This window comes from Paenibacillus sp. JT31N11 (assembly GCF_056269285.1).
On the sequence record NZ_JBWDNQ010000002.1, the window covers coordinates 43,307 to 69,903 of the forward strand.

The window sequence follows — 26,597 nt, forward strand, 5'->3', positions numbered from 1 at the left end:
CCCATCCTCTTAATAGAGGCCATCCTGACCGAATAATTTGGCACATTTATTGGCTGCCATCACCATGATTAAACCGACAATCGATTTGAACAAACCGACTGAAGCGGTATAGCTGAACTCCCCGTTCAGTACGCCATTGCGGTATACATAGGTGTCGAATACGTCGGATACATTCGATACTGCAGCGCTGCCCATCAGGAATACCTGTTCGAATCCGACGTCCATCACATCTCCAAGCTTCAGAATCAGCAGTACAAATATGACATTCCGGATACCGGGAAGCGTGACATGCCAGATCTGTTTCCATTTGCCGGCGCCATCCATCTTCGCTGCTTCATACAAGGTAGGATCGATTCCGGAGACAGCCGCCAGGAAAATGACCGTCCCCCAACCGGCGTCCTTCCATATATTTTGCAGGGTCAGCATGGGCCAGAACAGATTGGGCGAGGTCAGGAAGGCTATTTTATCAATCCCCAATAGCGCCAGGATGCTGTTGATGACCCCCTCCGACTGCCCCAGCATTATGAAGCTGATCCCGGCAATGATGACCCAGGAGAGAAAATGAGGGAAATAAATAACGGTCTGGATCAGACGCTTCAGTATCACCTGCCGTACTTCATTGAGCATAATGGAGATGACAATCGGCGCCGGGAAAAACAGCAGCAGGTTCAGGAAACTGATCGCTAATGTGTTGCGCAGCAGAATATAGAAGTCCGAATTGCTGAAGAAGCGGATAAAATGATCCAGCCCCACCCATTCGCTGCCCAGAATTCCGGCGTATGGCGAGTAATTCTGGAACGCAATGACCAGGCCCCACATGGGGACATATTTGAAAATGAGAAAAAACAATAATCCGGGCAGAGCCAGCAGATATAAATAACGGTCCCGGAACAACACCTTCATTCGTGAATGGCCTTTATTGCCCAAATTTGTAGTTGCCAGCGTTTTACCCATGAGCTTTGGTCCTCCTGTTCTTGTTCGGTCTACTGCTGCGGAATCTGGCTCGGACGTTTGGTAAACCCAATTTACTTGATGGATAAGCTCACCGTCTAGACGACTTTTTTGCCCTGGTGCTGAAAGAGAAAACCCTTGTTTTTCGCTGGTTGCAAGAGCTGAAGGACTCCGGCGGCAAAAATGTTCACTGCTTCCCCACTGCACTTTTTTGCCAAAGTGTTGGCTGTGCATGAAAGTGCAGTTGTAAATTACGACAAAAGAATAAGGCTTTAGTCCGATTAACAAAATATGGATGTAATGGCATGCTGTTGTTAAGAGGCTGGCCAGCTGATCATGAGTATGAAGGAGGAATTATTTTGAAGCTCAAAAGCGTTCTTCTTGCTGCCTTGACAGGAGCCGTTCTTATGACGTCACAAACCGCGGCCGCGGCCCCCGTAATTCCGAAATCCTTTCTGGAAACGGTGGACTATGGCAATGAATTTGAGCTGGGCGCCGTCCGTTCCACTTTATCGAATCAATTTAATATGGGCTATATCGGCAACAGCGATGATCCTGCGGGATGGGATTTTGACTGGTACAGCTATACAAATACGACGGACCGCTATCAACGCGTGGAAAGCTGGCTGTATGTGCCGGCAGGATATGACTATGAGTTTCTCGAGGGGGCATACCGGCCCAGAGGCGATTCAGAGCGCATTGGCCAATATCGCCGCTACATCAGCTATTTGTCTCCGGGGCAAACGATTGTACGCGGTGTAACGGAATGGGATTACCCGTACAAGACCAGCAAGACCAAAAATTATGTATTCTGGGTATTGGCGGAGCCTTATGACCTTTCATCCCGATAAATTTCTATAGGCTATCGAACAAAGTATCATCAATACGCAAGGGCTGCCATGCGGCAGCCCCTATGAGTGTAGTATATACCGTTCTCCCTGAATGCTCTGGACTTATCCAAGCAAGCGAGCCACGTCGATTTCGCTGACTACCGCCAATCGGCCGGGCAGCGTGTTGACCAGAACCCTGCTGCCGTCCCGGGAGAAAACGGGATGATGGCATACCCGATGAGGATTTCTGCCGCTGATTTCGGACTCTCCCAGGGTACGGGGAAGGAATAGACTTTTCATAACCGTGTCTGTCTGCAGATCTATGAACACCACTTCCCCCGGAATTCCTCCTGTATCGGTAACAAGCAGATTATAATCCGTTGGCGATATGCTCGGATGCCCCCCGCTGTTATGTTTGCTTATTTTCCTGTAACCGCTCCCATCATATCGGACCTGAGCCACGCACAGCTTCGCCCTGTCTTCCGGGTCCTGCCCGTATCCGATCAGATGCTCCCCGTCAGGATGCCAGGACCAGTGAACGCCCGATCTGTCATAGCTTAAATCGAGAGCCAGATGAATATGCCTCATATCTTGATCCGAAGTAAATACATAAGCCAGCCGCGGCTCTTCCCTACCCGCGTCCACGCAATGATTGCCAAAATAAAATAAAAACCGGCTGCTGTCCGCATTCCATCGGACGCAGTAGCACATCAGCGTCAATCCTTCTTCGTCCCCCAGCTTCTGTCTAAGCTCAAGCTCTGAATGCATCAGACGATCCAGCCGGGGATGCTTCTTGAGTATATCGGCCGTGCTCATGACCAGCGATGCCCGGTCCGGATCGAACGAGAACCGGAAAAGTCCATGCTCACCCCGCCGCTGAAAAGGAACCGGACTAAGACCAGGCTCATAAACGCCAGTTCCGTACCCCGCCGCATACAGCATCCCCATCAAGCCGGAAATAATCGGCTCGCCGCGCGGCGGAACTCCTTCCATATCGCCCTCCAGAATTCGCTCTTCTCCCGTTTTCAACTCGCGCCTGACAATAAGGGGCCGGTTTAATGTGCCGCTCTGATAGTATACATATCTACCGTCCGGGCTCCAGGATTGCCATAGACCCGTATGGAAAAAGCCGGCATGCAGCGCAGTTTGTCCGAATCTGTCGACTACCTCTCCATCCGAAGATACGACAAGCACCTCTCCAAGCCCATTGTCCAAATCTCCTCCGGCCAGCAATAACAATCCCGAGCCGTCCGGCGCATACGGACTAATCGTGTAGTAGGCATGCACGCACCAGCGATCTTGTACCGGAATCGGCCTGATAGAGGATAGCTCCGGCATTCCTGTCAGATTCATGACAACCGCCTCCGCTTTATAGGATAGATAACCCATTTTCTTCTCGTATTATTATATGCTCCTTTACAGCTGCAGACCATTCATGAAGTGCCCGCTATTTGCACAAAATGATTTTCCGGATTTTTCTATCAAGTCGAAACCTTCTCTATTAAAATTGCGTCTATTCTATTGGATGGCGCTTGATAAGCCCGTTATCTGCTTCATATCCTTGTGCTCAAATGTTTACAAGCTCGAAACATTACTTGCCAGTCTCGAAACATCTGGCTTATATAATGGGTACAGATCATTCGGGAGGTTTCGACAGATGAGAAAAAGAACGAAAAAAAAATCCGGCGGCCGTATAGCCGTCCTGCTTGTGCTTATTTGTGCGGTTATCGCAGTTGTCACTATTCAGGAAATTAAAGCAGGCTCGGATTCTGCCAAAACCGGCCAATCGGCAAATGAGAGCCCGGGCCAGAATGAGAATGCTGCTGCCGACTCATCGGACAGCACCACCACCGGCGAACCCGTGCAATCGGGCACGGACGAGCCCTCCAATACAGGTCAGGAAGAGCCGCCAGCAGATGATCAGCAGCCTGCTGACGCGAACCAGACGCCGGCCAAGCCGCCTGTGGCTGATTCAACTAACGATGATGACTCCATCGTTGTCGTTGCACAGCCCGAAAGCGTCACCGCACTCATAAACAAACACTTTGCGCTGCCCGAGGACTATGAACCGGCCGATCTGGTCTATCCGGATGTTCCGTTCACATTCTCGGAGAAAATCGAAAAACGCAAAATCCGCCAGGTCGCTGCGGACGCGCTGGTTCAACTGTTTGCGGGAGCCAAGGAAGACGGCGTTCCGCTGGCCGGCGTATCCGCCTACCGTTCCTATTCCAGACAAAAGACGTTGTTTGATAATTATGTCCGCGAGGATGGATTGGAAAAAGCCCGCACCTACAGTGCGGTGCCGGGGACAAGCGAGCATCAGACCGGTCTTGCCATCGACGTGTCCGGCAAGGACGGCAAATGTGCCGCATCGGACTGCTTTGGCGGTACGCCCGAAGCCAAATGGTTAGCCGAGCATGCAGATGAATATGGATTTATCATTCGCTACCCTGAAGGAAAAGATGACATTACCGGCTACAAATATGAGCCTTGGCATATCCGCTACGTGGGTAAAGAAATAGCCAAAGTGGTCGCATCCGAGGATTTGACGCTGGAGCAGTATATGGACAAATACGGAGACGGGGCGGTGCTCGTTACCGGGCAATAATCAATGGCCGCAGTATGATTTTCTGATATTCCAAGTCCAAGTCCAGCATGGATTAACAGTCGTTACCCATGCTGGACCTGGACGCTTTGGTAGCGCAATTTCCAAATCATATCGGCAGCATCCGTTGCCGCCTGCCGCTTGGCAATTTCTCTTGCCTGCTCCCTCATCCGCCCCAAAATGGAGGGCTGACTGAAGCATTCCCTGATTTTGCTGCCTAAATCCCTGGTACTGTTTGCCAGCAGCGCCGTACCCGATCGGAGCAAGTAGTTGACGTTGTCTTCCTCCTGGCCGGGAAGCGGCTTGAAGACAATCATCGGCAGTTCCATGTTCAAGGCTTCCGAAATTGTCAGCCCGCCTGCCTTGGTCACCAATAAATCGGCAACCGCCATCAATTCATGTACATAGTCGATATAACCCAGAATAAGCACCTTGTGACTGGATGATTTGAATTTCTCGGTTAATTGCTGCTTCAGTTTATGGTTATGCCCGCAAATAATAATGACCTGAATGGGATCCGCAAGCGATTCCAGCGCTTCGATCTGATGGGGACTCTCGCCGAAAAAACCGTCTCCGCCTCCCATAAACAGCAGCGTTGGCCGGCCGTCGTCCAGATGATGCTTTCTCCTCAGCAGTTCCAAATTACCCCTTTGGCTGAATTCCAGCCGAAGGGGTATTCCTGTTACAGATATGCTTTCACCTGGTATATGATGGCGGATCAACCCCTGCTTGACCTCATCGGAGCCCACAATATAAAGATCCGTAAACGGATAAACCCAATAACTGTGAACAGTATAATCGGTCATCACCGTTACGGTCGGAACCTCCGTCAGACCGTGAGACTTGAGCAGCGACATTAGACCGGCAGCACCGGGGAATGTGGAGACCACGACGGACGGACGCATGCTCTCAATCAAATCCAGCAGCTTCTCCTCGCCGAAACGGTTGAGCTTTTTGAGAAAATCCGACAAAGAGTTCACATGCCTCGTTTTGCGATACAAATAGCCGTACATAGAAGGCACTTTCTTCAAGCTTTGCAGAAAAAGATAACGGCCAATGGAATGAAAATAGGGGTGCGTCAAATCCATCACATCGACAATGACGGTTTCGGCCTGCGGATAGCCGAGCTTTAAGGAATGGCTGACAGCGGCTGCAGCCTGTTGATGGCCATCTCCGTAATTGCCGGTCAAAATCAGAATTTTGTCGTTATGCATGTCGATGAACTTTCCCCTTTCATAAACAGATAACCCTTATTCTATGTATTCTATTATTCCATTTTCCCATTCATTCGCATTTAACCGAAACATTATATTTCCTGGTGCTTTCATCCCATGGAGTCATAATAAATCTATTATTGTAATGATAGTTTCCTGCCTTGTCCACACCCAAACCATGAAGATTTTCTAATCAAAATCTCATAAACTCCTAAAAGCCGCAGAATCGCTCAAAATCTATAACACTATGTAAATAGTGGAAAATATTAACGTGTTATAGTGATTTATGCAATCCTTTACATTCTTGATTCATCCATTACATCCTTGGGAGGCAGAACACATTGAATAAGAAAAACCTGTTTCGGAAAAGCATCGTCGGCATCACCTTGAGCTTGGCCGTCCTGGCAAGCAGCACATTGGCAGCACCGCCAAAACCGGTTGCAGCGGCATCCGCTACCACAAGCTCAACTTCATCCAAAATCATCGCAAACGCCAAAAAGTATCTGGGCGTAAAATATCAGTTTGGAGCTTCGACAAGCACAACGAAACGCTTTGACTGCTCATCTTTCACCAAACGCGTATTGTCGACTGTCGGTGTAACTATTCCGCGCACATCCAAAGCCCAGTCCAAAGCCGGTAAATATGTCTCGAAAAGCAACCTTAAAGTCGGCGATCTGGTCTTCTTCTATTCCCCCATCCACCATGTAGGCATTTACATCGGGGACGGTAAAATCATCCATACATATGGAGCCCCGGGAGTCACCATCTCCAGCATCAACTCCGGCTGGTGGAAAGATCACTACGAAACTGCACGCCGCGTACTGTAATCCACGTATCGCAAAGGGGATTATCCGATATCCTATCGGATCGTCCCCTTTTTTTTGTTTCCTTATCCGAACGGGATATCCAGTGAAGAATCTGGCTGCGCATGCGAATAGAGGAATTAACGATCTTCCAGTAAACCGACAATGAAGGCCATCGCTTCTTCCTCGTCATTTCCTTTTGTTTCAATCCGGATCTTCGTACCCGAATCAACGGGCACCAGCATGACGCCAACAAGGCTTTTGGCATCCACCGCATGCTCGATATAGTGATGGTCAAAATAAATATGGATGTCGGAGGTGAACTGTGCAGCCTTCTGAAAAACCGCAATCAAATCCTCGCGTTGAATCTCGGAATGGATAATAAATTCATAAACCTTCATAGTATCCACCTCTTCATATCGTTTCGACTTGACGCGCTGCTATGGCAGCAGCCCGCTTAAATCCTCCAGCCTGGGCTTCTGGAACTCTACGACAAGGCTTCCATTATGAATCCTGATGTTTCGGACAACCAGAACTTCCGGCAGTTCTTCCCCGATTGGAATCACGACATTCCCGAAGTAACGGATAGGCAGCGTGATATCTCTCATCCGGGCCTCTTCGATGACAGCTGTCAGATCCGGATTCCGCCACTCCAGCCGGTAGGTCAGCTTCAGTGCCGCGGGAATCCGGTCCTTGACACGAATGTTCAGATCGGCGATCAGCCTGTCCCCGGCCAGTTGAAATTTTGCACCCGTTACTACAATTCCACTGCCGTACCGGGGTGCTTGCGCAAGCGCCTGTTTTCCAAAATTGTTAATATCCGTCTCTGACAGCATCAATTCCGTAGATAACCGTCTGACCATGCTCATAGCCCTGTCCATGAGCGGCACTTCCTCATAAGCCAAATCAAGCTTCTGGCTTGGGGAGACATACCATATAGCGCCGGTGACCGCCAGAGCTATGATAATGACCAAAATAACCAACGAAATCAACAGCTTTTTCACGATTGTCCTCTCAACTCCAGGTCTGCCGATCGTCCTGCTTATTCCAAAATCCGTTTCTGACACGATTATATCATGTTGAATGAGACGATGCACCGAGAGAGGGTGTCTCTCTATTCTAGACGATATTGCTCCTCTTAAGGTTGCGAAAGAAAAGCCGAACCACCGGCGCCTTAGCGCCTCGATGATCCGGCCTGAGCTGGATTTAAAAATAGATAACATACACAATGACGGCGAGCACGATCCGGTATATTGCAAATGGAACAAGCTTGACGCGGTTGATCAGCTTCAGGAAGAAGCGGATGGAAATGAGGGCGAAGAGGAAGGCGCTCACGAAACCGACAATAAAGAACGGCAGGGAATCCATGGTGAAATACTCCCAATTCTTGACCAGCGAGAGCATGCTCGCCCCCAGCATAATCGGCACTGCCATAATGAAGGTGAAATCGGCTGCCGCCCTGTGGCTCATCCCGAGGAGCACACCGCCGGAGATCGTGGAGCCCGATCTGGAGAATCCCGGCCACAGCGACAGGCATTGAAAAAGACCGATCATGATGGCTTGTCTGTAGGTAATCTGGTCGACAGTTTGAATACTCGGAACAGCCGGAGCGAACCGGTCGGCTGCAATCATCAGAACCGCACCAAGCACAAGTCCGATCAGCACTGTTCCCGTAGAGAACAGATGATCGTCAATATAACTTTCCGTCAATACTCCAAGCACGCCGGCTGGAAGCAAGCCAACAATGACCTGCGACAGTCTCAGACGCTGTCCCGGGGCGGCAGCTTGACCCTCGCTGCGCCGCCGCAGCCCGAGCAGGTCCATGAACCGTTTCCAGAAAATAATAACGACGGCTAATATGGAGCCCAACTGGATAACAATCTTGAACGTATTCGCCACATATTTGGTCAGAAATTGCTCGGACTGCAGCCACATATCATCCACGATAATCATATGTCCTGTCGATGAGACGGGAGCGAATTCCGTTACGCCTTCCACCAGGCCCAGCAGCAGTGCTTTCAACAATTCAATAAAATCCATTCCTGGCATCTCTCCCGTCCTGCTTAAACTTAAGCTTTAGCTCTTCTCTGTCTGCGGATAAATAAGAATACTAACACGATCATTCCGGCACCGATTGCCGCATATGCAGCATGGGAATACAAGTCCATGAAATGGAGAATATCCGCCCAATTCTCTCCCAGGGCTGCTCCAATCATCACCAGAATAATGTTCCAGATCAACGTCCCCAGGGTAGTGAAAAGAAGGAACAGCCAAAATTTCATCCGCGACATGCCCGCCGGAATGGAAATCAAACTTCGTATGAGCGGAATCATCCTGCAAAATAACACGGTCCAATATCCATATTTTTCGAACCAGGTATTCGCTTTATGGATATCTGCCTTCTTGAGCCTCAGAACATGACCCCAGCGTTCGACGATTTTCTCCAGTCTTTCCACGTGAAGCAGCAGCCCGATGCCGTACAGGACAACGGCTCCCAGCACAGACCCCACCGTAGCAAAAGCGATGACGCCGGGTACTGTCAGACTCGTGTTGGTCGTCATAAACCCGCCAAAGGTAAGAATGACTTCCGAAGGAATGGGAGGAAAGACATTCTCCAGGGCGATCATCAGCAAGATTCCCCAATAACCAAACTGCTCCATAAAATCAGTTATCCAGTTCTGCACCTTCTTAAGCCTCCTCACTAGTCAGGTGAAAGCCAGGCTGCGCAGGTGGAAACGTCTTCCGATCGCTGTTGTACCCCTGAATTTTTTTGTGGATATCTGTATCGGTTAAATTCGGGGTACAAAGGCGAACGCTTACGTTTCTCCAGACTATTTCCGCCTGCTCCGCCAGTTATTCACCTGCCTTTAAACAAGCGTCTTCTTCAGGTTCCGCAAGTAGCGGTTGCGGATGAAGAAGAAATATAATATCTGCGCCATGAAAAAGCTGATCAGCACGACCCCCATTTGATTTGCGATCGACAGGAAGAAAAACTTCTGCAGAGCAATAAACGCGAATATGCTGTGCACAACCGCAAACAGAATCGGAACGAAGAACAGCAGGGCAAGCTGCCTTGTAACCATCCTCGACAGCTCTTTTTCCGTGAGTCCAATCTTGACCATCGTGAGAAATTGGCGGCGGTCATAATCCAGATCCGCATAAAGACGGAAGTACAGGAAGCTGCCGGCGGCAATAAAAAACACAGTGCCGACGAGAAGCGCAACGAACAGCATAATGCTGTACAAGCTGTTTTGCGCAGCCTGCAGCGTTCCGCTTACTGTAATTGCATAAGGCTGGCCCATGTCATAGCGCATCACTCCGAAGTCCGCCAGCTCTTCCAGCATCCCGATCGTTTGTTCAATATCCTTGACATAGAAGCCGGTATAGTAATCGGTTTGGACCGATGCGGTGATTTGGTTGAAAAGCTGATCGCTCACGACCATTCCGCTGAACTCCGTATCGATATCCTCCTCCAGCTCGGCCAGATCCCGATCATCGTCGAGATCCGTCATCAGATAATCCGGTATGGCAACCCGCTTGGTGTAGCCGGTCTCGCGAAGGCCTATACCGCTGTCCTGGAGGGTATACGTCAAGAGCTCCCGAATCTGGATATAGGCTTTATCCCGGAGTGAGCTCATCAGAACCAAGGCTTCATCGCCGCTTAAAGCTTGTTCCGTCGTGGGCACGCCCGCAAGCTTGGTCACTTCCTTGTAATCCGAGAATGAGATCAGATGCAGCTCTCTTTCTTGAGCGGAATCCGCTGCCGAATGGGTCTGAACCGCGACATATTTGACCGGCATGCGGTAGCTTTCATAGGGAATAGCTTTGTCGGCTAATTCATCCCTGATCTGCTGCAGATGCCCTTCCTCAAGCCCGCTTCCATCCTTGGCCACGTAGCCGATGGCGGCCGGATAATCATCGGCGAATTGACTGGTCAAGGTTTGCAGGGAGGTAAATGCGCCAACGCTGCAGAACGAAACAGTCGAGATGATGGTAACCATAAAGAACATCCGGGCATTGTCCTTCACCCGGTAAGCCAGGCTGGAAACCGTTATAATGTTCGTTTTCCGCAGGAAAAAGGAACGCTTCCTCTGCAGCAGCTTGATCGTGTATACACTTAGCTGCGTGTAGAAGAAATAGGTGCCGGTTATTGTCATCACGATAACCGGAATCATCCGCAGGATCACCGTGGACACGCTCGCGGACACCGATAAATAATAGCTTGCGGTTAGCAGGACGACGGCAAGCAGCGACAGCAGAACAGAGCTCTTCGGCTGCGCTTTTGGCTTCTGGCCGGATTGAAACAATTCAATTAATTTGTTGTTGCGGATCAGGACCGCGGTACATAAGGAAATCAACAGAAACAAGACGATGAAGGACAGCGCCGTGAGCGCAAGAGCCTTACCCGACAGATAGAACGGCAGCGACGACAAGCCTACGAATTTCGAGCCGATCATCAGGAACAGCTTCCCCGTCAGCAGCCCTGCTGCAATCCCCGCGGCAATCGCTCCCAGGCCAATCAGCATATTCTCAAAGAAAATCATCCGGTTGAGCTGTCCTTTGGTCATGCCGTGCATCATCAATATGCCGAATTCACGCTTGCGCATTTTCAGAAAAGAACTGACAGAATACAGAACAAAGAAAAATGAGAACACGTACATAATGCCCTCTGCTGCCACAAGCGCCTGTATCGCGGCATTGAAGATCATACCCTCCTGAATGCCCGGATTAAAGATGAACAGCGCGCAGATGCAAAAGATCATCACCGAGAAGGAGCTGCTCAGAAAATAAGCCGCGTAGGTCCGCTTGTTCCGCATTACATTCCTATAAGCGAACTGACGAAAGGTCATGGCTGTCCCCCCCTAACAGCGACAGCATATCGATGATTTTTTGAAAAAAGGCCTGACGATTGTTCCCGCGGTAAATCTCGTTGTAGAACCTGCCGTCCTTGATGAAGATGACCCGGCGGCAAAAGCTGGCGGCCAGCACATCATGAGTGACCATCAGAATTGTGGCTCCATCCTGCTCGTTAACAGCCGAGAAGGTTTCCATCACATCCTTGGAAGCCTTGGAATCCAGATTGCCCGTCGGTTCGTCCGCCAGAATAAGCGAAGGGGCATGGATGATCGCCCTTGCTATCGCGGTCCGCTGCATCTGTCCGCCTGAGATTTCATAGGTCCGTTTTTTCAATATGGCCTGAATCCCAAGCTTCGCGGCCACTTCTTGGAGCCTTCGGTCCATCTCCGGCACAGCCACGCCATCGAGGGTCAGTGTCAGCAGAATATTTTCTTCCACCGTCAGCGAATCGAGCAGATTGTAATACTGAAAGACAAAACCCAATTCATGGCGGCGAAAAAGGGCGGTCTCCTGCTTGTTCAGCTGCTGCGGATCCTTGCCGTTGATGATGATTTCTCCTGATGTCGGCTCGTCGATGGTCGCCAGAAGATTTAGCAAGGTCGTTTTTCCGCTGCCCGACGGGCCCATGATCCCAACGAATTCGCCTGCCTGAACGTCGAACTGGATATTATCCAATGCCCTGTACGCCACCTTGCCCTCATACAGCTTCGACAGATTACGAACCTTCAAAATAGACAATGGGCATAACTCCTTGTGCAGTGGAATGTCCTTATTATATAAAGGCAGGAGAAGTCTCTGCTATCGTTCAAGATTACATTAGCTTACAGCTTTGTAAGACTTGAAAAGAATCCGGACCGTCGTTCCCAGCCCGACAGTGGATTCAAGCTTCACGTCATGGCCCAGCTTTTCACAGATTTGGTTCACCAGATAGAGTCCCATTCCCGTCGACTCCTGGAACTGCCTCCCGTTCTCCCCGGTGAAATAGGGATCGAAGACACGCGGCAGATCGCTTTCGGCTATGCCTACCCCTTCATCGCGTATTTCCAGAACTGTTCCTTCCGTGCCGGAAAATCCCCGGAAATAAAGATGACGGTTGTCCTGTGCCGTATAACGGACAGCATTCGTAATGATCTGATTGATGACAAAGGACAGCCACTTGTCATCCGAGGCGACTGCAAGCTTCCCCTCGATATGAATGACCGGAAAAATACGCCGGCGGATAAACAAGCGCTTCTGGCTGCTGGCCGCTGCACGCACGATGGCTTCCAGATCAAGCTGCTCCACATAAAAATCATGCTCGAACATGTCCAGACGGGCAGTGTACAGGACCATCTCAAGACCTTTTTTGAGCTTGTCCATCTCGTCGCCGATGGCTGTAAAACGGGGCTCATCCTCGTTTTGGATCATCAAATGAATGACCGACACCGGCGTTTTCATTTGGTGAACCCATTGGTTGATGAATTGAATATGATCCTCAATCCGCTGCTTATACTGCAGCAGATCCGTTTGGTAGTGCCGGAATTGGCTCTTGAGCAGAGCCTGCAGGCTTTCAGTCAGAGGGGTTTGATGGCGGGCTTTGAACAAATCTTCATTCGAGGCGAGCGGCTGCTCGAGCCGCTCATAGAAACTGCGGTTTGTGATATACCGGAAAGCCAGGTAGCCAATCAGCATGCAGGTGCCCAGCAGGCCCGCATATAAGCTGACAGCCGTATGACGGTAACCGTCCAGCCAATAGATAAAACCGATAACAAGCAGCTGCGAGAAATACAAATAGATAAAGGGCAGCTGCTCGCGGAAGAATAGCTTCATGCCTTACTCACTCCCCCAGTTCGGGTAAAGCCGATACCCCTGGCCGCGAATCGTCTGAAGCGAATCGTGAATATTCAGAGCCGTTAGCTTCTTGCGGACACGGTTCACATATACATTCAACGTATTATCGTCCACAAAAGTTTGCTCATCCCATATTTTGTCCAGCAGCCGGTCCCGGCTGACTACTTTCTCCGCTTTCTTCATCAGCTCATCCATGATCTTCGCTTCCGTATGGCTGAGCTCGATTTTCACATCATGCAGGGAAAGCAGCAGCCGCTCCACATCCAGCGTAAGTCCGGCAACGGAAATGGTCCTCTCGTTAGCGGCAATGGCATAGGAGCCGTAAGCCCGGCGGAGCAGACTACGGATCTTGGCGGTTGCGAGTTCATAATCGAAGGGCTTGGTAATATAGTCGTCCGCGCCGTTCTCCAGGGCCATCACCTGATCCATCTTGCTCTCGCGGGCGGAGATGAACAGAATGGGACATGTCGAGCTGCTGCGGATCTGCCTGCACCAATAGTAACCGTCGAATTTGGGCAAATTCACATCCATCAGCACAAGATGCGGCTCGAACTGCTCGAATTCAGCCAGAACCGCTTCAAAATTCATAACGGCCCTGGTCTCGTAACCGAAATTATGCAAATGCTCCTGCAGCAAGCCCACCAGTCCCTTGTCATCTTCAACAATAAATAACTTGAACATCGGCATTCTCCGTTCTCTGAGGCGATCCTTTTGGGTAAAATCATTTTCCCGTCTTTATTGACATCCCGGCATGCCTGCGCACGCGGAGGCCAACTATTCACGGGTATCCAATCAAGCTCTGCACATTGCCGCCAGCTTGTTTACGGTTTGCCAGTTGCGGGTCGTTGCGCTCACCTTGAGCTTCTTCTCGAGAAAGGTATTGGAGAATTTGGTAGTTCCATAGTTGGTGCGGCACCAGAGGTAAACTTCCTTTCCCTGGACGCGGAGCTCGTCGGTCCCGTTCTGGAAGGAAAGCAAATGCTGAATGGACTCTGCAGCCGGTTCATTGGCAAGAAACGCAATATACAGCTTCCCCTCGTCGTCATTGCCGTAAGAGGCAAATGGATTGCTGCCGATGACCTCGTCCAGCTCATCCATGGTACGCACGATCACCGGCACATCGAATGAGAGCGAGTCCGCAAGCTTGTTCCCGATCTCTTCGGACAATAGCTTCGTTTGCTTCTTTTGTGCCTGAAAGACCACATTTCCGCTTTGGATATAGGTTTGCACCTTCTGGACAGGCAGGGATTCCATAATGCTTTTCAGTACATCCATCTTGATCTGTTTCTTCCCGACATTAATGCCGCGGAGCAAAGCAATATAAGTGGTCATGCTCAATTCCCCTTCCCTGCAAACTTTTCATATGCAAAATCGTAACACGTTCCCGTTCATGGAAACAAGCCTGCATCGATATGGCCTCTCTTCGCCCTTAGAAACAGCCCCGGCATAACAAGAGCCTCTGGTCCACTGGACCAGAGGCTCTTGATGGCAAGGATTTGCTTTTCCTATTGGTTAATCCAGATTCAAATCGGTCACAGCCCCGGTCGATGCGGACGAAACAAGGCGTGCGTACTTGGCCAGAACGCCTGTGGTGAATCTGGGTACGGGCCTGGTCCAGGTCAGCGCGCGTCGTTCCAATTCCTCGTTGGAGACCGCAAACGAAATCTCCCGGGTTTCGCTGTCGATTGTAATCATATCCCCATCCCGCAGTAAACCGATGGGGCCGCCAACCTGGGCCTCGGGAGAGACGTGCCCGACAACGAAACCGTGCGAGCCTCCCGAGAACCTTCCGTCTGTCATCAAGGCTACTTCCCCACCCAGTCCTTTCCCAACGATCATGGCTGTTACAGAGAGCATCTCCGGCATGCCGGGGCCTCCCTTGGGACCGACATAACGGATGACCACGACGTCCCCCTTCAGTATTTCATCATTCATAATGGCCTGCGTCGTCTCTTCTTCGCTGTCAAACACGCGCGCAGGTCCGGAGAAGCGGAGATTCTTCAGTCCCGACATCTTGGCTACGGCACCCTCGGGAGCCAGATTGCCCCGGAGTACGACGAGCGGACCGCTCGGCTTAAGCGGATTATCGAAAGGCCGGATGACGGCTTGTCCGTCAGCCAATGGCTGGGCATCCGCCAAATTCTCAGCCAGGGTTCTTCCCGTGACAGTCAAACAATCGCCATGGAGCAGTCCTTCAGCCAGCAGCAGCTTCATGACGCCGGCGACGCCGCCCACGTCATTGAGATCCTGCATGACATATTTGCCGCTTGGCTTCAAATCCGCCAGATGCGGCACCTTCAAACGGATACGCTCAAAGTCGTCAAGCTTCAAATCGACCCCGACGGAATGCGCCATTGCAATCAAATGCAGGAAGGCATTCGTCGAGCCGCCAAGCGCCATTACGACCGTGATCGCATTCTCAAAAGCTTTTTTGGTCATGATATCGCGCGGACGGATATTCTTCTCCAGCAGCTTGAGCACCGCTTTTCCCGCTTCCGCGCATTCCAGGGCTTTATCGGGCGAAATCGCGGGCGTGGAAGACGATCCAGGCAGACTCATACCCATGGCTTCGACAGCGGATGCCATCGTATTGGCGGTATACATGCCCCCGCAAGCGCCAGGACCCGGGCATACCCGGCATTCCACCTGATGCAGCTGCTCATCGTTGATTTGACCGTTCTGATGCTGTCCTACCGCTTCAAAGGCCGTAACGATATCGACGTCTTTGCCGTCAAGCTTGCCGGGCTGAATCGTCCCCCCATATACATAGACGGCAGGCAAATTCATGCGCCCGATCGCCATGAGGCAGGCCGGGGTATTCTTGTCGCACCCTCCGATGGCAACCAACGCGTCAAAACGCTCCGCCTGGGTCACAATTTCAATGGAATCGGCAATCACTTCCCGGCTGGGAAGCGAGAACAGCATCCCCTCATGCCCCATCGATATTCCGTCTGACACGGTGATCGTATTAAAGATCAACGGAGCGCCGCCGTGGGCCTGGACGCCCTTCTTGGCTTCCCTCGCCAAATGGTCGATATGCATATTGCAGGGCGTCACTTCACTCCAGGTGCTGGCAACGCCGATCATCGGCTTTTTGAAATCGTCATCATTAAATCCCACAGCACGGAGCATCGCACGGTTTGGAACCCGGTTGACGCCCTCGCTGATCACGATGCTTCGAATCCTCAGATCTTGATTATCCGCCATTTTTCCACCACTCCTTCTCCATCGCCTTTATATCCGTTATTCCTTTATTAATACTGCCGCTAACATTCTGCCCTTCGCCGAAAAAAGTATACCGTTTCCCGATGCTATTCTCCGCCTCCATAAGATAATATAAAGTAATGGAACATTTTTCAAACCAGGAGGAAAAGCCAATGGATCGATTTCTTGATGTCAAACAGGCAGCGGCCTTCACGGCCTACTCTCCGCCGCATCTGTTCGCTCTCCTTATTTTCGGTCTGGCCGTTATCCTGCTGTATCTGTTCCGCGGCTGGCTTCAGAAGGGCAGCCGGAACCGGAACGGCCGGTATTTTCTGGCGGCTGTATTAGTGATCTGCGAGGCATCGCTGAATATCTGGTATACCGCGGAATCCGTGTATCAGGTGAAAAGCTCTCTGCCGCTTGAGCTGTGCAGCATCACCTTGTATCTGTGCATCCTGATGCTGCTGACCCGAAGCCGCATGCTTTTTCAAATCGCATATTTTACGGGAATCGGCGGAGCCATTCAGGCCTTGCTTACGCCGGCGCTTGATTACGGCTATCCCCATTTTCGCTTCATTGAATTTTTCACCGCCCATATTGCCATTATTCTGGCCGTTCTCTATATGGTATGGGTTGAGCGGTTCCGGCCGACACTGAAATCCATAGGGCTTACCATGATCGTTCTGAATGCTCTGCTTATTGTTGTCCTGTTCGTTAATGCCGCAACCGGGGGGAATTACATGTTTCTCTCCAGAAAGCCCGATTCCGCGTCGCTCCTCGATTTCCTTGGCCCCTATCCCTGGTACCTGCTTTCGCTGGAGGGCGTGGCTTTGGTGCTGTTCCTGATTCTATATCTGCCTTTCGTTGCCATACCTTCTCACGTCAGGAAGAAGAGGGTCCAGTCATCCTCCGAAAAATAAGCAATTCTACAGCAGAAGCCTGCTCGTCGATTCGGCAATCATCAGAATTTGCTCCATTATCTCTTCTTCCGAGGGCTGCAGATCATTTTTGAGCCAATACGTAAATACGCCGATAGCCCCGCCAATTATCCAGTTGATATAAAGCTCAGGGTTTACCTTGGTATTAACCGGGGCTGCTTTCCGGTAGCTGTTGTTCATGGCCTGGTAGATGCGCTCATGGAATCTGGATGCGAACTCCGGGACCCCCTGCGTCAGGAGCATGACTTTATAGAAAGCCGCATTATCCTTGATATGCCTGACTGACAGCTGGACGGCAAGGAACAAATCCGTCGGGGATGGAGCCGAAATGGCGGACATTTGATCAATTATTGCCGCGTATTCGTTCAGAGTTCCGTCCATTACCTCTGACAGCAGCTCCTCTTTGGAGGAGAAATGATCATAAAATGTGACCCGGTTGATACCGGCACGATCGGCAATTTCCTTTGTTTTCAGCTCATGAAATCCTTTTTCCATCATCAAGCCCAGCAGGGCTTCTATTAGCAGCGCGCGCGTCCGCATAACGCGGATATCCGGATAAACACTCCCGTGCTTCAACATTCTATAACCACCCGTAAACATTAATTGACAGATTCCCGGCTTCTGTCGTAAAAACGACTGAATCGCTTGTTGTGTCATTGACCATTTGAAAGCTGTTGCTATCATTATAGATAACACCCTTAACACAAACAACTTTTTGAAATCGAAGGGATGGGATTTAGATGAAACTTCAATCCAAATCAGCCGTCATCACAGGCGCAGGGTCAGGAATGGGACGGGCCATGGCGCTTTTGTTTGCCCAGGAGGGGGCCAGCGTCATTGTCGCTGATGTGAATGGCGATGCGGTAGACAGCGTTGTTCAGGAAATTACGGCTGTAGGCGGCAAAGCTGTCGGGGTCATATCCAATGTGTCCAAGGAAGAGGATGTACAGCGGATGATCGATCAGGCAGTGGACAGCTTCGGTTCTCTCGATATTCTGGTAAACAACGCAGGCATTATGGACAATATGGTTGCTGCCGGAAATTTGACGGACGAGCTGTGGAACCGTGTCCTAGATATTAACCTTACCGGCCCAATGAGAGCGATCCGCAAGGCGCTGCCCATCATGATCAAGCAAGGCAAAGGGGTCATCGTCAATACGGCCTCAATCGGCGGGCTGTTTGGTTCAAGAGCGGGACTCGCTTATACAGCCTCCAAGCACGGCGTCGTCGGTCTGACCAAAAACGTCGGCTTCCAATATGCCAAGGCTGGAATCCGCTGCAACGCCATTGCTCCCGGTTCTGTCGCAACCAACATCGGCACCACCATGCAAACCCCGGATCCTTACGGTATGGAAAACGCCATGGCCGGTATGGGCCTGAACCGGGCCGAGCCGGCTGATCCCGCTCAAATTGCCCCTGTCGCCCTGTTCCTCGCCTCCGATGATGCCAGCTACATTAATGGCACCGTGGTGACTGCGGACGCAGGCTGGACCGCTTACTAAGCCTGTAAAACTTTAAAAAAAGCAAAAACACCTCTTGCTAAAAGAGGTGTTTTTGCTTTTACAAGAGCCTGCCGTCAAGATCTGATGCTCGTCAGCCTTCTTCCAGATATTTGACCATTTGGGGTGTCAGCCTGACTTCTGCCGCCTGCAGAGCCTCTTCAATCTGGGTCTGGGTATGGCTGCCGATGACTGGAATAACCGGGAATGGCTGGCTGATCAGATAAGCAAGGGCAATGGCGGATACCGGAACCGACAGCTGCCCGGACAGCTCCAGCGCTCTCCCGAGCCTGCCCAAATTGATCTCGTTATAATAGGTTTGTTTTGTGGAATCCCGCAGAGACTCTGCTCCGCCTGCCGCCATTTTTGAAAAAAAACCTTTGGCCTGCGACGTGAAGGCGAAAAGAGCCATTTCCGATCGTTTATGAAAATTCAGCTCCGCCCTGTCCATTACCACCATCGTGCGGTCGCCAATAGCCTCCTCATTGACTTCGGCGAGGCTCCATTGAATTTGACTGGCAAAAAAAGCTTGAATTCCTTTATCCCTCGCATAGGCATTAGCTTCCTCTATACGGTCGGAACGCCAGTTGGAGCAGCCAAAATAACGGATTTTACCCTCCTGCACAAGCCGGTTCAAGGTTTCCAGAATTTCGCCGGCCGGTCTGTTCCGATCATCCCGGTGCAGCCAGTACAGATCAATCTCATCGACGCCCAGAGCGGCTAGGCTCTCATCCAGATCGGAAACAATATCCCGTGGCGACAGCCTGGATATGTTCATGGTCGACAGATCGGGATGGGCGCCCTTGGTGGAGATCTGAATTTGCTGCCGCTTGCCGGAGGCTTTCAGCCAGGCTCCGACCGTTTTCTCGCTCATCCCGTGACCGTCAGGCAGCCAGTCCGCATAGACACGGGCGCTGTCCACTACGCTGCCTCCGCCATCAACAAACTGGTCGAGGAGGCGGAAGGACTGCTCCAGGGTTACAGCCGTTCCATAATCCGCCGTGCCCAGCGCGACAGGAAGCAGGGAGAGATCGGTTCCCTTGATCGTGATTCGGCTCATTCGTGTTTCCTCCTATTCGATTCCATATCTCTCGTTAATGATCTTCCTGTGATGAAGCTCATGACCGGCAATGATATAAGCCAATGCGAGAACATTGATTTCCTTCCCGTTGACAATCCCCCTTCTGGTCGGGGCATCCCCGGACAACCCCTTCAGCAGACATAAAGTGGACCGCCGCACCAGAGTGTATTCCTCCATTAATTCAGACAATAAACGCGAATCAAAATCTGCTGCCTCCACGTAATCGTCCTGCTCGAAGCCGGGGAGCGGCGTCTTGTCACCTCTGGCAATCCGCAGCAGCCGGTAGCTCATGATTCTTTCGGTATCCGAGATGTGGCCGATGACTTCTTTCAGACTCCATTTACCCGGCGCATATCTGAAACTCCCCTGATCCTCAGACAAATTCCTGAACTGCTCCAGCGTTTCCCCCAGCTGCTGTTCAAGAATTTTCGTGACACTCCCATCCGGCACTAAGCCTATGTACGTACCAAAATAGGGGTCATAATCTTGCTTTGATAACCGATAAGTCATAAGGGCTTTCGCATCCTTCCATATTGGGGTTCCAGCAAAAAAACAGATGTTCCGATGTATCCACTATAAACCTAACACAAGGAATTCAAAAGCAATTTCATTAAAAAGGACCGGGGATCATGCAGATCCCTAGTCCTTCCCTCCATGTATACCCTCATTCACACTCTGGATCGGCGGTGCCGCCTGTGATAATCCGCTCAGGTCACGATAGCCGTGACAATATTAATAACAAGCGTCAAGCTGCCCAGACCGATATTTACCCATCCCAGCACATGTGCAATTTTATGCTCCTTTTGCAGCTTGTCCTTGGCCTGCTTTCGTCCATCGAAGCGAAGAATCAAGTAACCCGAGCCAATAAAAGTCAAAATAATAAAATTGACATACCCCACATTTTGAAGCAATTCATCACCTCATTTGATAAAAATCAGCTTGCCTTCATCCCGACCCTCCGCATCCGCACCTGGCATTGAATATCGACGGACAAGGTCTTGAAGGTCTCCGTCCATTTCTCATCCGTCCGGATATTGCGATTCCAGTAACCCGGCATCTTCGCCCGAAACTGTTCGCCAAAGCCGAATATATCCGACTCTGCTGCCTGCAATTGCTTAACAAATTCCGTGGTTCCCTTCACAGTCATGGAAGCCGAGGTGACAGCAAGCTCCTCCAGGCTCGCTTGTTTGTCGATGCTGGAGTTCTCGTTCGCATTCTCCTCAATTACCTCTTCCAGGAGCACATGCACCTGCACATGCGGCTTTCCATCCTTCACAGATACCTGCGTTCTGGTTCTTCGCTGCGTGGCTCTGATCATAATCATGTCCTGGCTGCCCTTGCGCCTTGGAATAAAGGCTGTGTAACCTCCCCGCTTCCTGCCGGTCAAAGCCATATAAAAGCCGATTTCAAGCGGCTTGGTGCTTCCAACCATTTTATCCCCTTTAAAATAGGCAAGTCCGGCGACTTCAATGCTTCCTTCCCTGTTCATATTGAGCAGCGGCAGAATCGGCTCTACCCCTTTGCTCGTACTCTTGCTCCAGAATATCCCGATAAATTCATTAGGGTATTTGCCCATCTCCACAGCATGATCAAACATGGCCAGCAAATAAAGCGCAGGAACCCTTTCCAGCTGCGGAGCCGCCCTTACCACCTTCTCGGCTCTGCCTTTGGATATACTGAGCCATGCGAGTCTTCGCACCTCCGCATTTCTTCTCAGATAATCATTCAAATTCTCAAGTCCCACGCGGGCTACCTTCTCGGATACGATAATGACGCGAAGATGGCCAAGGAACAGCTTATCCGCCAGCTGCTGCTGCAGCACACTCATGGCATCATCCATGGTATGTCCGCTTGCCGACAAAATCCAGACCGGCTTCTGCGAAGCCCCGGACCCGCCTCCTCCTTCGCTGCTTGGCCCCAGCGGAATACGTCCCGGCACAGCGATTTGAGCGGTAAGCTGGTACCCGATGCCCTCCGGCTCCGGGATGGAGTCCTTGACATGGGCCACCTCCGGTTCCTCCTCCTCCCCTTGAGGAGTTGCAACATCAATCGCTATAGCAAGCACAACTGCCCGCTCTTCGATTTCCAGACGATCCCAGCAGCCCGTCAGCAAAGGAACGAAGATGCTCACAAGCAGAATTGAGCTACAGGTTCTTTTGATGGTCTGAACCGACATTCCCTTCGCCCCTTTTCTTGCGGATCATGGCCAGCATCAATAGCAGACACGGATACCCAATCGTAAGGATGAGTCCGGTTTGGCCAACGATATCAATATAATCATACATTTGCAGCACGCTTTGCGGCAGCATGGCGCTCAGAAAGATAAATGGCAGCAGAAAATAAGAGAACATCTTGTGATCGCGGAGACGGAACATTTGCGTAATGGATTTTATTGTCAAATAATAGCTTGAGAACAGCGTCGTGAAAACCGCGGTTACCCAAACAGCCAAAAATGCCGCATCCAGTCTTTCCAGGATATTGGCGGGAAGAGCAGTCGTTTTCGCCAGCTCCAGTGTTGGCCACATCAATACTTTAATTTCTTCCGGGCCGAATACGGCAACTGCCGCAATTACAATCAGCAGATATAAAACGCCTGATATTCCCCAACCCCATAGCATCGAGGCGTACGCTCTTTTGGGGGAGCGCATGAAGGGAATAATCAATGTTATGACGAAGGAACACTGGAACAGCGCCGCTATCGTCAGCAGGCCGCTGAATATCTGATGGTGCTCGTTTCCCCATATCGGAAGCAGGTTTAAGGCAAAACCATTTTTGAGCGAAAAAATAACAATGGCAATTCCCGGAACAAACATAAAAGGCAAATAGAACAGATGGACGCTGGTAAATGTGGCGATATCCGTTCTTACAATCACCGCTGCCAGCAGCAGCATCATGATCACCGTAACTTCCAGCGGAGTGCGCTTCAATACGGAGGTCACGACCACCTCACCAAACTCGCGCGAGGCCAGGGCGGTCAGAATGGAGAAGAAAATGACGAGCGCCATATTGATAACCAGGGCAAGCCATCTGCCTATAATGTCTTCACTGTATTGAATCAACGACTTTCTGGGAAAACGTACGCCCAGCACGGTTGTCAGTATCAATCCGACTAGTCCGATAAGAGCTCCGATAAGCGTAAACAATGGAGCTCCTGAATCCATGGCATTAACGGACAGACGGGGCAGTTCAAGCACACCGACCCCGATGATGGTGCTAGCGATAACTGCTGCCGCCTGAACCATCGTTATCTGACGAGCTTCCATCTTGATTCCCTCCTTCCTCCGATTCGGTATTCTGCATCGGATCAAGCACATTGGATTGCTGTTCGTGGTTGGGCTGCGACTTCTCCCCTACCCGGGTCGGATCAGGAGAATGGAGCATCGCGGGCCTCAGCTTCATCGACCAGATCGGAGCACGCGTAACCAAATCCTTGAAGCCTTGCATATCAACCGGAACTGCCGGGCTCATATACGGAATACCGAAGGATTTCAGGGAAAGCATATGATTCCCGATCACGATTAAGCCAATGACGACGCCATACAAACCAAACATACCGGCCATGATGATCAGCGGAAACCGCAGCATACGCAGCGCGAAGGCTGAGTTATAGGCAGGCGTTGCGAACGATCCGATTGTCGTCAGCGCGATAACGACAACGGTAATCGGGCTTGCGAATCCGGCCGCAACCGCCGCTTGGCCAATAACAAGCACGCCTACGATGGATAATGCACCACCGACCTGCTGCGGCAGCCTGATGGTAGCTTCCCGCAGCACCTCCATGGATATCTCGACAATAAGCACCTCAAAAAAAGACGGGAACGGCACTCCCGCTCTCCCCCCGGCTACGGCAACGGCGAACTCCGTAGGAATCAGTTCGGGATTGAAGGAGATGATGGCAACATATAACGATGGAAATATGAGAGAAAAAACCAACGCTATGACACGCACCACCCTGATGAAGCTGCCCTGCAGAAAACGCGATGTATAATCCTCGGTTACCTGGTAGAACTGGTTGAACACCGCCGGCACTATAAGCGCGAAGGGCGTTCCGTCCACCAGAATGGAAACCCTTCCTTCCAGCAGATTGGCAACGACTTTATCGGGCTTCTCGGTATTCTGCACCTGAGGGAACGGGGACAGATAGTTGTCTTCGATGAACTGCTCCAAATAGCCGGCATCCATAATTCCATCGATATCGATATTGGACAGCCGCTTTTCCACTTCCTGAACCAGTTCCGGATTTACAATCCCGTCCAGATACGTAATCGCGACATCGGTTTTGGTCACCCGTCCAAGCGTAATCACCTTTACCCGCAAATCCGGGGTCATCAGCCGGTAACGGATCAAGCCCAGGTTGTCGTCCAGATGTTCGATGAACCCTTCCCTGGGGCCTTGAATCACCTGCTCGGTCGGCGGCTGCTCGATCGCTCTCTTGCCAATATCCCGGCAGCCCATAATGAGCACTTCATCCAGACCTTCTATGGCAAGGACCGTTGATCCTCTCGAGATGCCATCCACCAGCTCGCTGATCTTGGAGGTCGTCTTGATGGGACTGTAAGTCAGCGTCTGCCGCTTAATCATCTCCGCAAGCTGTTTGGGGGTTTTGCGTTCCTCCTCTGGCGTCTCCACAATCCTCATCAAAGGCCGCAGCACGTCCTCATTGATTTGCGTTTTGTCGGCCAAACTGAAGTAATAGAACAAAACCGCCGGATAATGGCCGTGAATATCGAATTCACGGATAATGAAGTCATCGCTGTCTTTAAGCAATTCCTGCAAGAAAAGAACCGTTTCATCAATTGACCGATGAGTAGGCTCATCCCCCAGCTTCTCCATAATCTTGTTGGGCGTCTCTATTTTCCTTCGTGACTGATCAGACCTTTGGATATGATTTGACTTTTGCTTGGATCTATTAATCATGGATCTCCAGACGGACATATCCGTTCCCCCTCACATACCGGAATAGAAAGCTTGCTCATCATCGATATTCTTCTCCCTGATAGGCTTCCAATTATTTCATTCGATTATGCATGCTGGCCTGTAACGCTGTGAGGCAGAAAAAAAGGCCAACCGGAAACCGCCGGTTGGCCTGATCAGACAAAAGACTGCCTCGCGGCAGTCCGTTATATATTCGTATTCATTTGGCATAAGCTTTCTGGTGAAATGAAATGATATAGCGGAATAAAGCTTCTCCATCAACAGGCAGACCGCTGCCAGGCTCAAACCAGTTGAACATGGCCCTATAAGGCTCAGGGACCCATCTATAATGATGGACATAATCCGTTAAGGTAAATCCGCATTTTTCCCAAAAGCGGATCCGGCTGGCGTTTATGGCCGTCTCATCCGCTTCCGCCTCAATAACGATTCCCTCCAGAGCCTGCTCCTCCTGCGCCCAGCGGGAAATGGCCCGGACGAAGTCCGCTCCCGCACCTTGACCCCGCAGGTCCTCCCGAACGGCAAGATAATCGATAACCAGCACCCTGCCGTCATCGCTTCTGGCGGATATCGCCATAGCGGCCGCTTCCTGATTAATCGACCCGATGTGCAGAAAACACAAATGCTTGTCGAACATCCGCTTGATCACCGCATCGGATTTCCGGCCTTCCTGCGCAAAAGCTCCGTGATAAATCCGCAGCGCCTCTGGCCATAACGGATGGTTCAAATCAGCTGATGTTATCATAATCAAATGGCTCGTACCGGCACCCCCTGCTGTATTGGAGCTCCTTGCTCCTATTGAAGGAGAAGAACTATTTTCCCAGTAACATGTCTTTGCGATAATCGGGTCAGCGCTTCCGGCACCTGCTCCAGCGAGATAATCTCACTGACCATCGATTTGATCTTCTTCTCCAGCATCAAGGCCATAAACTCGTCCGCCATGGCTGCCAGATCCTCCTCGGCCTCCCGGTTTCCAGATCCATGTGCCCCGCTTAACATGATTTTGTGCAGCGTGAACGTCTTGGAGGAGGGCTGAAAATCCGCTACGGTTTCCGGAGCCCCCGCGATGCAGGCTAATTGCCCCCCGAACTTCAAAGCGGACAAATCCTCCTGGGCGGTTGCGCGGTTGACGGAATTCAGGATCAGATCCACGCCGGCCCCGTCAGTAAGCTCTCTGATCCGGCTGTACGTATCCTCCTTATTATAATCTATTCCGACGTCGGCACCAAGCGCCTTCACATGCTCCATGCTTTTCTGGGATGCCGTTGTCAGGATCAATGATGCTCCGGCAAGCCTGGCAAGCTGAATGGCATATCCGCCTACGCCTCCTCCGCCGGCATGAATCAGGATCGATTGACCCGCTTGCATATGCATTTTGCGAAATAACACCTGATAAGCGGTCAGGCCAGCGCATGGAAAAGCCGCCGCCTCGACGAAGGAGACGCCTTCAGGAATTCGCGCAGCTGTATGTGCGGTGGTCACGCTGAATTCAGCATATCCGCCCGGCTTGGTAAAATCGCCATGATAAACAACGCGGTCGCCAATCTGCCACTTCGTCACGCCATCCCCAATCTCCACTACTTCGCCCGCAACATCCACGCCCGGGACAAAAGGGTACACCCATGCGGGATGGCCGTTCAAAGCGAGCTTGTAATCAACCGGATTCAATCCGGCCGCGATTACCTTGACCCGGATTTCACCCGGTCCGGCCGCCGGAACCGGCAGCTCCGTCGTTTCCAGGGATTCCGGTTTTCCCGGTCTGTTCCATACAAGTGCTTTCATAGCGGTTACCTCCTGTGTGTTTTGCGCAGTAAAACTTGCTTCACAAACAGAAGCTTTAAGTTTTACGCCGT

Annotated in this window: 27 protein-coding genes; 5 read left to right on the forward strand and 22 right to left on the reverse strand. The window is 51.1% G+C overall.

Annotated elements, in window-relative coordinates:
* Positions 1-9: 9 nt before the first annotated feature.
* The gene (locus AC0YNV_RS08115) at positions 10-954 is read right to left on the reverse strand and encodes an ABC transporter permease (protein ID WP_210039793.1); all 945 of its coding nucleotides are present in this window, start codon (positions 952-954) and stop codon (positions 10-12) included.
* 356 nt (positions 955-1,310) lie between these two features.
* Here AC0YNV_RS08115 and AC0YNV_RS08120 point away from each other — a divergent pair, with 356 nt between their 5' ends.
* Positions 1,311-1,802: a hypothetical protein gene (locus AC0YNV_RS08120; protein ID WP_475767422.1), complete on the forward strand. Its 492-nt coding sequence runs from the start codon at positions 1,311-1,313 to the stop codon at positions 1,800-1,802.
* 102 nt (positions 1,803-1,904) lie between these two features.
* Here AC0YNV_RS08120 and AC0YNV_RS08125 read toward each other — a convergent pair whose 3' ends face one another.
* Entirely contained in the window at positions 1,905-3,134 is a 1,230-nt protein-coding gene (locus AC0YNV_RS08125) for a hypothetical protein (RefSeq protein ID WP_475767424.1), read from the reverse strand.
* A gap of 304 nt (positions 3,135-3,438) precedes the next feature.
* Here AC0YNV_RS08125 and AC0YNV_RS08130 point away from each other — a divergent pair, with 304 nt between their 5' ends.
* On the forward strand, positions 3,439-4,389 hold the full coding sequence (locus AC0YNV_RS08130; protein ID WP_475767426.1) for a M15 family metallopeptidase: 951 nt from the start codon (positions 3,439-3,441) through the stop codon (positions 4,387-4,389).
* Between the two features lie 62 nt (positions 4,390-4,451).
* On the opposite strand, the gene AC0YNV_RS08135 is transcribed toward AC0YNV_RS08130, so the two are convergent.
* The gene (locus tag AC0YNV_RS08135; RefSeq protein ID WP_475767428.1) at positions 4,452-5,600 is read right to left on the reverse strand and encodes an MGDG synthase family glycosyltransferase; all 1,149 of its coding nucleotides are present in this window, start codon (positions 5,598-5,600) and stop codon (positions 4,452-4,454) included.
* A 341-nt stretch (positions 5,601-5,941) separates the two neighbouring features.
* Here AC0YNV_RS08135 and AC0YNV_RS08140 point away from each other — a divergent pair, with 341 nt between their 5' ends.
* Positions 5,942-6,427 (forward strand): C40 family peptidase, encoded by a 486-nt coding sequence (locus AC0YNV_RS08140; protein ID WP_210039788.1) that lies wholly within the window; start codon positions 5,942-5,944, stop codon positions 6,425-6,427.
* A 116-nt stretch (positions 6,428-6,543) separates the two neighbouring features.
* Here AC0YNV_RS08140 and AC0YNV_RS08145 read toward each other — a convergent pair whose 3' ends face one another.
* The 10 genes from AC0YNV_RS08145 to ilvD all read right to left on the reverse strand — a co-directional run bounded on the left by AC0YNV_RS08145 (position 6,544) and on the right by ilvD (position 16,297).
* On the reverse strand, positions 6,544-6,804 hold the full coding sequence (locus tag AC0YNV_RS08145) for an HPr family phosphocarrier protein (protein WP_475767430.1): 261 nt from the start codon (positions 6,802-6,804) through the stop codon (positions 6,544-6,546).
* A gap of 39 nt (positions 6,805-6,843) precedes the next feature.
* Entirely contained in the window at positions 6,844-7,407 is a 564-nt protein-coding gene (locus AC0YNV_RS08150) for a hypothetical protein (RefSeq protein ID WP_475767432.1), read from the reverse strand.
* 202 nt (positions 7,408-7,609) lie between these two features.
* The gene (locus tag AC0YNV_RS08155; RefSeq protein ID WP_475767434.1) at positions 7,610-8,443 is read right to left on the reverse strand and encodes an undecaprenyl-diphosphate phosphatase; all 834 of its coding nucleotides are present in this window, start codon (positions 8,441-8,443) and stop codon (positions 7,610-7,612) included.
* 29 nt (positions 8,444-8,472) lie between these two features.
* A complete protein-coding gene (locus AC0YNV_RS08160) occupies positions 8,473-9,087 on the reverse strand; it encodes a DedA family protein (RefSeq protein ID WP_475767436.1) in 615 nt (204 codons plus the stop codon).
* A 183-nt stretch (positions 9,088-9,270) separates the two neighbouring features.
* A complete protein-coding gene (locus AC0YNV_RS08165; protein ID WP_475767438.1) occupies positions 9,271-11,253 on the reverse strand; it encodes an ABC transporter permease in 1,983 nt (660 codons plus the stop codon).
* The gene (locus AC0YNV_RS08170; RefSeq protein ID WP_210039782.1) at positions 11,228-11,998 is read right to left on the reverse strand and encodes an ABC transporter ATP-binding protein; all 771 of its coding nucleotides are present in this window, start codon (positions 11,996-11,998) and stop codon (positions 11,228-11,230) included. Before AC0YNV_RS08170 ends, AC0YNV_RS08165 begins: the two co-directional genes overlap by 26 nt.
* Before the next feature lie 78 nt (positions 11,999-12,076).
* Positions 12,077-13,069, reverse strand: a complete 993-nt coding sequence (locus AC0YNV_RS08175) for a sensor histidine kinase (protein ID WP_475767440.1) — start codon at positions 13,067-13,069, stop codon at positions 12,077-12,079.
* Positions 13,070-13,072: 3 nt separating this feature from the next.
* Positions 13,073-13,771, reverse strand: a complete 699-nt coding sequence (locus AC0YNV_RS08180; RefSeq protein WP_210039780.1) for a response regulator transcription factor — start codon at positions 13,769-13,771, stop codon at positions 13,073-13,075.
* A 111-nt stretch (positions 13,772-13,882) separates the two neighbouring features.
* Complete coding sequence (locus AC0YNV_RS08185) at positions 13,883-14,422, reverse strand: DUF1697 domain-containing protein (protein ID WP_475767442.1); 540 nt, start codon at positions 14,420-14,422, stop codon at positions 13,883-13,885.
* Positions 14,423-14,602: 180 nt separating this feature from the next.
* Complete coding sequence (gene ilvD / locus AC0YNV_RS08190) at positions 14,603-16,297, reverse strand: dihydroxy-acid dehydratase (protein WP_475767444.1); 1,695 nt, start codon at positions 16,295-16,297, stop codon at positions 14,603-14,605.
* Positions 16,298-16,467: 170 nt separating this feature from the next.
* Between ilvD and AC0YNV_RS08195 the strand changes: the two genes are divergently transcribed.
* Positions 16,468-17,214, forward strand: a complete 747-nt coding sequence (locus AC0YNV_RS08195) for a YwaF family protein (RefSeq protein ID WP_475767446.1) — start codon at positions 16,468-16,470, stop codon at positions 17,212-17,214.
* A 6-nt stretch (positions 17,215-17,220) separates the two neighbouring features.
* Here the strand turns inward: AC0YNV_RS08195 and AC0YNV_RS08200 are convergent, their stop codons facing one another.
* Positions 17,221-17,811: a TetR/AcrR family transcriptional regulator gene (locus AC0YNV_RS08200; protein WP_475767448.1), complete on the reverse strand. Its 591-nt coding sequence runs from the start codon at positions 17,809-17,811 to the stop codon at positions 17,221-17,223.
* 161 nt (positions 17,812-17,972) lie between these two features.
* On the opposite strand from AC0YNV_RS08200, the gene AC0YNV_RS08205 reads away from it, so the two are divergent.
* Entirely contained in the window at positions 17,973-18,734 is a 762-nt protein-coding gene (locus AC0YNV_RS08205; protein ID WP_475767450.1) for an SDR family oxidoreductase, read from the forward strand.
* Between the two features lie 91 nt (positions 18,735-18,825).
* Here AC0YNV_RS08205 and AC0YNV_RS08210 read toward each other — a convergent pair whose 3' ends face one another.
* The 8 genes from AC0YNV_RS08210 to AC0YNV_RS08245 form a co-directional block, all read right to left on the reverse strand.
* Positions 18,826-19,791, reverse strand: coding sequence for an aldo/keto reductase (locus AC0YNV_RS08210; RefSeq protein WP_475767452.1), 966 nt, complete (start codon positions 19,789-19,791; stop codon positions 18,826-18,828).
* A gap of 12 nt (positions 19,792-19,803) precedes the next feature.
* Positions 19,804-20,322, reverse strand: a complete 519-nt coding sequence (locus tag AC0YNV_RS08215) for a DinB family protein (RefSeq protein WP_475767454.1) — start codon at positions 20,320-20,322, stop codon at positions 19,804-19,806.
* A 197-nt stretch (positions 20,323-20,519) separates the two neighbouring features.
* Positions 20,520-20,723, reverse strand: coding sequence for a CLC_0170 family protein (locus AC0YNV_RS08220; protein ID WP_210039772.1), 204 nt, complete (start codon positions 20,721-20,723; stop codon positions 20,520-20,522).
* A 23-nt stretch (positions 20,724-20,746) separates the two neighbouring features.
* Entirely contained in the window at positions 20,747-21,988 is a 1,242-nt protein-coding gene (locus tag AC0YNV_RS08225) for a Ger(x)C family spore germination protein (RefSeq protein WP_475767456.1), read from the reverse strand.
* A complete protein-coding gene (locus AC0YNV_RS08230) occupies positions 21,957-23,075 on the reverse strand; it encodes a GerAB/ArcD/ProY family transporter (RefSeq protein ID WP_475767458.1) in 1,119 nt (372 codons plus the stop codon). The genes AC0YNV_RS08225 and AC0YNV_RS08230 overlap by 32 nt, the downstream gene beginning before the upstream one ends.
* Positions 23,026-24,747: a spore germination protein gene (locus AC0YNV_RS08235; RefSeq protein ID WP_475767460.1), complete on the reverse strand. Its 1,722-nt coding sequence runs from the start codon at positions 24,745-24,747 to the stop codon at positions 23,026-23,028. Before AC0YNV_RS08235 ends, AC0YNV_RS08230 begins: the two co-directional genes overlap by 50 nt.
* 199 nt (positions 24,748-24,946) lie before the next feature.
* Complete coding sequence (locus AC0YNV_RS08240; protein ID WP_475767462.1) at positions 24,947-25,489, reverse strand: GNAT family N-acetyltransferase; 543 nt, start codon at positions 25,487-25,489, stop codon at positions 24,947-24,949.
* Between the two features lie 50 nt (positions 25,490-25,539).
* Positions 25,540-26,526, reverse strand: coding sequence for a zinc-binding dehydrogenase (locus tag AC0YNV_RS08245; RefSeq protein ID WP_475767464.1), 987 nt, complete (start codon positions 26,524-26,526; stop codon positions 25,540-25,542).
* Between the last annotated feature and the right edge of the window lie 71 nt (positions 26,527-26,597).